Consider the following 8,041-nt stretch of genomic DNA (forward strand, 5'->3'; position numbering starts at 1 on the left):
TTCTCGCTTAATCGTAAACTAGGCTGGCCAGATCAAACGCGCCAGTCGACACAAACCGGTTCACCCTGTCGTCAAACAAAAGACGTACCGGCAAATCCTCGCCATGAACCGTTCCCCAGAACACCTTGCCATAGGTCGAATGGTCGACTCGCGCCTTGATCGTGTTGCGATCAGACTGCAAGCGTCCCGTTTCACCGTCATCCTTGACTTCGATCAGCGCGATACCATCGGGTTTCGAGCGGCGCGCCACGCCCACAGCAAAATCGGGGAAAAAGTTGCTGCCGTCGGGCAGCACCAGTTTTGGCGCCCATTTGGTGTTTTCTGTGCAGCGCAGCCACCATAAAATTGTGCCGCTGCTGTCCTTGTCGAGCAGCCGGGCAAATGCGCTTTCCGGGCGATTCATGCCAGAGGGAAAGATGCCATGTGCGGCTTTTTCGGCACGCTGCAATCCCTCAACGTCAACTAAGTTCAAGGGGATCCGATCTCCGTCTTCAACCGTCATGCGCAGACGTTGCGCCGCACGCACGGCGTCACGCATCGCTTGCTGTTGCTCCAGCGCAGCGAGCGCCACGCCGCGCCTGAGCATGCGCTCGTCGGTCGGCACGGCTCTTTCATCCGCAGCGCGCTCCAGCGCCCGCAAGATCGAGCGCTTCAGGTCGCGCGGATCGATTTGATCGTTAAACTGGAAGGCTGCCTGAGCCAAATCATCAACGCGAGCAGCAGAGATCGGCACATTCAGCCGCTCCGACAGCTCGCTGCGGTTCTGGAACAACTCGCGCAGTCGCAGTTCGCCGGCTTTTCCGCGTTCCAGCAGGTAGTCGGCGATGGGAATACGTTTTACGAATTCACGGCCAACTATCTCAGCGAAGTCGGCGCCGGCTGCCTGGATAGCCGGCAATTCTTCTCGTTTCATCGTTTCGGGCAGACCCAGGTCGATGCGCAGTCGATAGAGCGTCGCGCGACTCCGCGCCGGGCTACCTCCACTTTTTACTTGCTGCTGCTGGATCGGCAGATCGCCGAACAAGTCGCCCGCCACGCCCGCGTCGACAGCTTTGAGCAGCCGCTCCTGAAATTCGGGGGGTTCGTTGCGCGCCGAGGGAAACAGCACACCCTGTTCCACCAGTTGGTCGATGCGCTGAGTTCGCTCCTCGCTTGAGTACAGTCCTTCCCCACGTATCGCCTGGATGTCCTGCAATACCGGCGCGCCGCTGCCGAACTGCACGACGTTCAAGTGGTCGGTGATCGTGTCGATGGACTCTCGCACGGCCTTCAATTCAGCCACCGCCGCATCAAGGCCGCCCTGCTATTCCGGGTCGGTCAGCACCACAAAGCCGTTGTCAAGCAGGGGAACCGTCTTGTGCAAATGCCGCACTGCAGGATGCACACGCATAATGCGCCCTACTATCTGTAAGCCGAATTGAACGCCGCGGTTTGGTCGCACGGAAACCAGCGTCCAGGCGCGCGGCGCGTCAAAACCGGTCGCGACAGCCACCTTGAAAATCAACACCTCTACATCGGGATCATGGGCGAAGGCATGGAAGTCAGGGTCCGGCTTGCCTGACGTGTGCGACTTGATCGCGGCGGCAGGCACGCCAAGCTGTACAAGCTTTTCGCGCACGCGTCCGACAGGGTCAGCCTGGCCCGTCTTCTGGTCTTCGACCTGAACCAGCATCAGGGGCGTAACGGCGATACCACGATCGGACAGTTCGTTCCTAATCTTCTTGTGGCGCGCCCAGCCGGCGGCGAACGCGGCCTGTTCAGGATCGACCAGCTTGCTGTCTTCCTCACCAAACGTCACAATGCCCAACACAAGGCCGATCTTGTTCAGTCCCGCGTCGACCACCGCCTGACGGTCGACGACCACCCGGCTTTCAACACGTATGCCCGCCTCTTTCTCAAAGGACTCCAGCTTTTCGTCATTCGGCGTCGCGGTGGCGAGAATTGTCGCGTCAGGTTTCAGCACATTCAGATAGAATTCGGCTGCGGCGTGGGCTGAGGTGCCGAAATTCACATGCGCCTCGTCAATAACCACGCCGATAGAAAAGCCCTTGTCGCGCAGTTCGCTGATCAAATCGTCAATCGAGCCGGAATCCTCGGCCCGTCGGCGCACCTTTCGCGCGTCGGCATTGTTGGCAGCGACGGTCGCCCAGGTCTGCACAAAAACATCGCCGTCGCGAGTGCTTTCCGCTGTCCTATCCTTGGCAACCTCACGCAGGCGCAGCGACGGGCATTGCGCTGACAACGCGTCCTTGGTCTGCTCGACCAAGCCGACAAACGGGGTGAACCAAAACCAGGCGAATTTGCCAAGCACCGCGCCGCGCAGGCTTTCCAGGGTCCGGCCAAGGATCAAAGTCTTGCCGGCGGCGGTAGGCGCCTGCAACAAGACCACGCCAAGCTCACGTGCGATTATCTCGCGCTGCACTGGATTTTCGACCTGCAACCCGGCAATGCGCCTGACCGTGTCGCGAAGCGCGTCGCGCGCCTTCGACTGGTAGCCTGCGAGGGTATGCAGCGTGTCGCCAGCCCTTCTTGCAGGCTCGGCGCTCATTGCTGGAATCTTTGTTTTAGAACTTCGCGCACCGCGCGCAACTCGATCGTATCAGGAAGATCCCATTCGCGGATGGCGCCAGGTGTCCACGCGTAAACAAATACGGGCCGCCCCGCAGGCTGCAGCTCAAGGAAGACGCGCAAAGCCTGATCCGGCTTGTCGGCAAAAACCAACGTCGATTCGTCGCTTTCATGCGCATTGAACGGTGCGTCCGCGTCAAACACGGTCAGCGGCAGGCCGTGCATGGCCTCGACCGCCGACCACATTTCCTGCGGTTCGACGTCATAGTCGAGGTCTTCGAATTCAACCTCGCGCATGCGCAGATAGGCAAAGCCGGCGGAAAGCTCGGTATGTTTACCCTCCTCCAGTCGGTTCAAGCGACGGATACGCTCGGAGGTTACGTCGCGGGCGAGGTTCTTGTCGGGCTCTTCCTCAGTCTTTTCGGTGGAGGAAACCAGGATGAAACGTCGGTCGCCGCCATCCTCGGCGTTCAGTTCCATCACCGCCTGGCCGGTCGTGGCCGAACCTGCAAAAAAATCTAGCACCAAATCGGCGGGACCGGTGGACTGGCGGATCAGTTCGCGGATCAGCGATACGGGCTTAGTATAATCAAATATCTTCTGGCCAAATATGTCCTTAACAGCCTTCGCACCCTCGCTATTAGTACCCACAATAAGATTGGTCAGCTCTTCAGTCACTGTCGCCTTTTCCTTTTGAGGCACAATCCAAGAGGAAATTGGCTGGGATGCTCGTTTCAGTTCCTTTTTGTAGCGCTTAAATGAGGGAACACCGAACCCAACCTTTCGCCCGACCCAGAACTCAAGATCAGGCAGCCCGGGACGTAGCAGAGGGGATCGACCGCTCATCGGCACATCGCCAATCTCCATAGCCCTTCTAAGTTCCTCTATCGAATTCCACTGCTCGACGCGCTGATCATCTGGGAAGTAGATTTGTCCTAGAGCAATCCACTCCTCCATATATTTTGTTTTTACTTTTGATTTTGTTGTTGCTCGCTCACGAGAGGTAAAGGCCCATACGCGATTTGGATTGCAGGGATACCATATATCGGTGTTTGGGTCCCTGATCGGATAGTAAGCTAAGCCAGCCCTAGGGTTATCATACGAAACAGCAACGGTAAGATCACTCAGACGATAGAAATCATCCTTCTTCTCGTCAAAATACTTGTACATTGCATAGGTTTTTTCGGTCCCTCCAAATTTGAAAGCCGAGTTGGCATAAACCAAAATGGGTTCATGGTTAGAAGTGAAGAAATGCTCGCCGCCCTCGTTCCCACCAATTCGAGTCCGCCAAGTAAAACTCCCCACCCGCATCCCGGGCAACGCCTCGTCCATCAGCATTTCAAGCTTGGCGCGGTTGTCGTCGTTGATCGACACGAGCAGCACACCATCTTCGGTGAGCAGGTCGCGCGCTAGCGTAAGCCGGCGATATAGGAATTCGAGCCAAGTTGAGTGCCGGTAGCGATCATTGGCATCCACATAGTGGTCGTTATAGACCCAGTCCTTGTTGCCGGTATTGTAGGGCGGGTCGATGTAGATGCACTTCACGCGGCCGGCATAGGCCATGCGAAGCCAGCGCAAGGCGTCGTAGTTGTCACCCTCGATAACCAGATTTTCCCACGGAGCTGGGCGTTCGCTCAGTTCTTTGTCCAAGGTCGCGACGACGAAGTTCTCATCGACGGCCAGATCGGCTTCGATGTCGTCGCGTTCCCACACTAGACCGTACCGGCGCTCGCGATCACGTTTTTGCAGAATCCGAACCAGCTGCTCGCGAGTCAGGTCGTCATATTTTCCAGCCATTCGAATCGTCTTGTTGCTCTCTGCTCGGGCCTTGCCCGATCATCCTCTGCGTCACAATAAGACAATTCTCACTCCGACCGTTACCGCTTGCAGTAGCCAGTCTAGGCGAACATTGACTATGCATCTCATCCTTGGGGGGAAATTAACCGGTGTGGTCGCTTTTGCAATGCGCAATAAGCAAATTCGCGCTGAGGAGCGCGCGGATCTGCGGCCGTGGGGGGGGCCTCGGTCTTCGGCGCGGAAATATTGCATTTGCGATGACCTGAAGGCCTCTGGCGGAGTGGTCATATCGGCTGCTATGTACGGCTAGGTGGAAGTGTGTCGATAGATTTCCTATCGCAGCGAATAGGCCGTCACATAAGCATTGCGCTGAGCTTTGTATTTGATTTGGCTCGGCCACTACTACGCTGCGCCAGAAACTAAAATGGGGGGACGAAATGCCACGCAAACATAAGATTTCAGCATCTGCCTTGAATATAAGACTGCACCCGCACACTGCCTGCTTCTGATTTACTCGTTTCTTCTAATGATTGCGGCAGCGCTCGCGGTCTATCGATTGGCGCTTATCAAAGATCCATCAGACGGTTAACGTAGAGGGACGTGGGTTTATGCTGCGAGCCATGAGATGCTGCGATCCTGCATCGAGGCAAGCTGCAGATTCTCCTCGTCTGTGGCGCACCCGACAGGATTCGAACCTGTGACCTCTGCCTTCGGAGGGCAGCGCTCTATCCAGCTGAGCTACGGGTGCTTTCCGGAATCCGGAAAACGAACCAGCCGGTGAACCGGCAAGTCACGGCTTCTTAGCGGAAGCAGGCGCGGGCTTCAACGGGCAATTGGAGATTGGCGCAGCGACTTGGCTCGGTGCGTCCAGGCTACGTCCTATGAGGTTCCCGCCCCAACCTTCACCGCCCGCCTTCCGCGCACCGCGCGCTTCGGCTTCTTCGCACCGGTCAGTTCGTGCATCGCATCCAGCTGCATCTGCTGCATTTCGGCCAGGCGCGTCCATTGGCGCGAGATGAGGTAGTCGAGCTTTTCGTGCAGATGGCGCACTTCGAGCTCGGCCTTGAGGTTGACGCGGTAGTCGTTGAAGGAGCGCAGGCGGTCCTTGGATTCCTGGCGCCTCTGGCTCATCATGATGATCGGCGCCTGGATGGCGGCGATGCAGGAGAGCAGCAGGTTGAGCAGGATAAAGGGGTAGGGATCGAAGGCGGCGCTCATGCCGGCGATCAGGTTGATGCCGATCCACACCAGCAGCACGCTGCCGAACGAGATCAGGAACCACCAGCTGCCGCCGAAGGAAGCCATATTGTCGGAGACGCGGTCGGCAAAGGTCCGGTGCTCCTCGAACTCCTCCTCCGAGTTCTCGGAAATCGTGTCTTGCCTGGCGATCGATTCGACCACCTGGCGGTCGAGCTCGGAGAATTCGCCGTGCTCCTGCTGCAGCAGCTCCTCCATGTAACGCATGCGGTAGCGGCCGAGCTCGGCGCGGCTGATGCGGGCGCCGGCCGGCAGGTCGGGATGGTCCGAGCGGATGCGGTCGGCGAGGCTCGGGCGCAGCGTGTCGATGCGCACCAGATCGCGCTTGCGGAATTTCCGACCCGATATCGCCGACGGTTTCTTCTTCGGCTTGCCGCGTTGGGGGCCTGGAGCTGATGGTTCGGAGTCCGGCACTTCGGGCGTCTCGAAGTGCTCGTCCGACACCGGATCGGCCTCCAGCTCGCCGATGATCGGCGCTTCGAAATACTCGCCGCCACTGTCGTTCTGATTGTCGGCCGGTTGCTCGGGCGTTTTGGGGACGGTGCTCATGGTGGGCTCCTGATGCTGGGCGACGATAGACAGAGGTGGCGGCGCATAGCCAGCGCCGGGCACGGATTTCGCAGGCCGGACAAGTGGTTTTGATCGGAGAAGGCGATGTGGCTGGCGGCGGCTCGCCCCCCAGGGCGGGTGGAGACGTTCGAAATTGGCCGAAGCCTCACCAACTTCGTCGTCCACAGGCGGAGCGGGAAGAACTTGCCCGATGTTTGCGCCAATCACCCCCCTCTGTCCTGCCGGACATTTCCCCCGCAAGGAGGGAGATTGGCTGTCATCCCGGCTTTCGCCAATTTCCACCGTCACATGAGTGAGCGTAGCGCCGAAGCCGCTGATCTCCCCCTTGCGGGGGTTGAGGAGCGGTCCGCGCAGCGGGCGGAAAGCCAATTGCTTGGCTTTCCGAGCGACGAACATCCGGCAGGACAGAGGGGGGTGCCGTCCCGCCAACGTGCGCAAGGTTCTGCACGGCGGCGGGCAACAAAAAACCCGCCTTGCGGGCGGGTCACGTTTCCAGTGGTCAATTGGCGCGACTCAGCACCATACCCAAAACAGTAGCTTAGCTGCCCTCACCGAGTCAAGAAAAAATTCCTATCCGTCACCGTGCGCCCAGACGCGAATCGCGCCGCGGCCTACTACTGCTCGGCGAACATCAGCCTGGTCTTGGCGCCGTCCATGGTCGGCGACAGGCTCCGCTGGATCAGCGCTTCGACATGGTCGTTGCGCTGGCGGGCTGAGTCGGCGCCCATCACCACGACGATCAGATTGCGGCCGTCGGCATTGTAGGAGGTGACGATGTTGAAGCCCGACGCCCTGATGTAGCCGGTCTTGATGCCGTCGACGCCGCGCACGCGGCCGAGCATGTCGTTGTGGCCGCGCACCAGCCGGCCGCGGAACATGAAGTCGCTTTCGGAGAAATAGTGGAACTGCTGGGGAAAGCGCTGACGCAGCGCCATGCCGAGCACCGCCATGTCGCGCGCGGTCGTCATCTGGCCATCGTCGGGCAGGCCCGACGCGTTGCGGAAAATGGTGCTGGTCATGCCGAGCTGGCGGGCTTTGGATGTCATCATGGCGGCGAACTGATCTTCCGAGCCGCCGAGATATTCGCCGACCGCCACCGCCACGTCGTTAGCCGATTTGACGACGATGGCGCGGATCGCCGAATCGACGTCGATGCTTTCGCCGCGCCGGAAGCGCAGCTTGGTCGGCGGCTGCGAGGCGGCGTGGTCCGACACCGGGATCTGCGTCTGCTTGCTGACGCGGCCGGACTCCAGCGCCTCGAACAGCAGATAGAGCGTCATCATCTTGGTCAGCGAAGCCGGGTAGCGCTGCGCCGTCGAGCTGACCTCGAACAGCTGCTTGCCGGTCCTGGCGTCGACGACGATGGCCGCATATTTCTGCGCCGGCGCGGGTACGGCCAGCACGCTGTCGGGCGGCGTCGTGGCGCAGCCGGCAAGCAGCACCAGCAGGGCGAGTGCCGCAAAAACTCTCTGGATGAGCGGAAGGGGACGCAGGTTGGACAAGGGCAGGACTGTTCTGGGGTCGGCTGTTGCTGAGATGAGACGAAGCTAACGTAACGCAAGTGATGCGTCCATTTGGTTAATGGCCGACAGTCCCAGGATTGTCGAGGGCATCGATCTGGTTCCTCGTCCCACGAAGTGGGGAGAGGTGGCCGCGCAGCGGACGGAGAGGGGATTTCGTCGGGCGCCATCTCCAAACGAAATGTATCGGAACCTTACCTGGCACGGCCGGCGCCGTTCCCCCGCTCCGTCTCGGCTCCGCCGAGCCACCTTGTATCTACACGAGAGAGATTTCGTGGGATTAGAGCGATTGAGCCAAGGTCCGGGCGGCCGCCCGGACCTTGGCTTGG

The 8,041-nt window shown here is 59.6% G+C and carries 5 protein-coding genes and 1 tRNA gene; all 6 read right to left on the minus strand.

From position 1 onward, the window contains the following. Positions 1-7: 7 nt before the first annotated feature. The 6 genes from NKH06_RS25220 to NKH06_RS25245 all read right to left on the minus strand — a co-directional run bounded on the left by NKH06_RS25220 (position 8) and on the right by NKH06_RS25245 (position 7,694). Positions 8-1,282 (minus strand): hypothetical protein, encoded by a 1,275-nt coding sequence (locus tag NKH06_RS25220; protein ID WP_352894453.1) that lies wholly within the window; start codon positions 1,280-1,282, stop codon positions 8-10. 21 nt (positions 1,283-1,303) lie between these two features. After that, entirely contained in the window at positions 1,304-2,548 is a 1,245-nt protein-coding gene (locus NKH06_RS25225) for a DEAD/DEAH box helicase (RefSeq protein ID WP_352894456.1), read from the minus strand. After that, on the minus strand, positions 2,545-4,365 hold the full coding sequence (locus NKH06_RS25230) for a site-specific DNA-methyltransferase (protein WP_352894459.1): 1,821 nt from the start codon (positions 4,363-4,365) through the stop codon (positions 2,545-2,547). Before NKH06_RS25230 ends, NKH06_RS25225 begins: the two co-directional genes overlap by 4 nt. A gap of 671 nt (positions 4,366-5,036) precedes the next feature. Then, a tRNA-Arg gene (locus NKH06_RS25235) sits at positions 5,037-5,113 on the minus strand. Between the two features lie 131 nt (positions 5,114-5,244). Then, positions 5,245-6,171 (minus strand): DUF1003 domain-containing protein, encoded by a 927-nt coding sequence (locus NKH06_RS25240; protein WP_352894461.1) that lies wholly within the window; start codon positions 6,169-6,171, stop codon positions 5,245-5,247. 635 nt (positions 6,172-6,806) lie between these two features. After that, entirely contained in the window at positions 6,807-7,694 is an 888-nt protein-coding gene (locus NKH06_RS25245) for a D-alanyl-D-alanine carboxypeptidase family protein (RefSeq protein WP_352864461.1), read from the minus strand. Positions 7,695-8,041: the final 347 nt, after the last annotated feature.

Source organism: Mesorhizobium sp. M1342 (assembly GCF_040317955.1).
Lineage (GTDB): Bacteria > Pseudomonadota > Alphaproteobacteria > Rhizobiales > Rhizobiaceae > Mesorhizobium.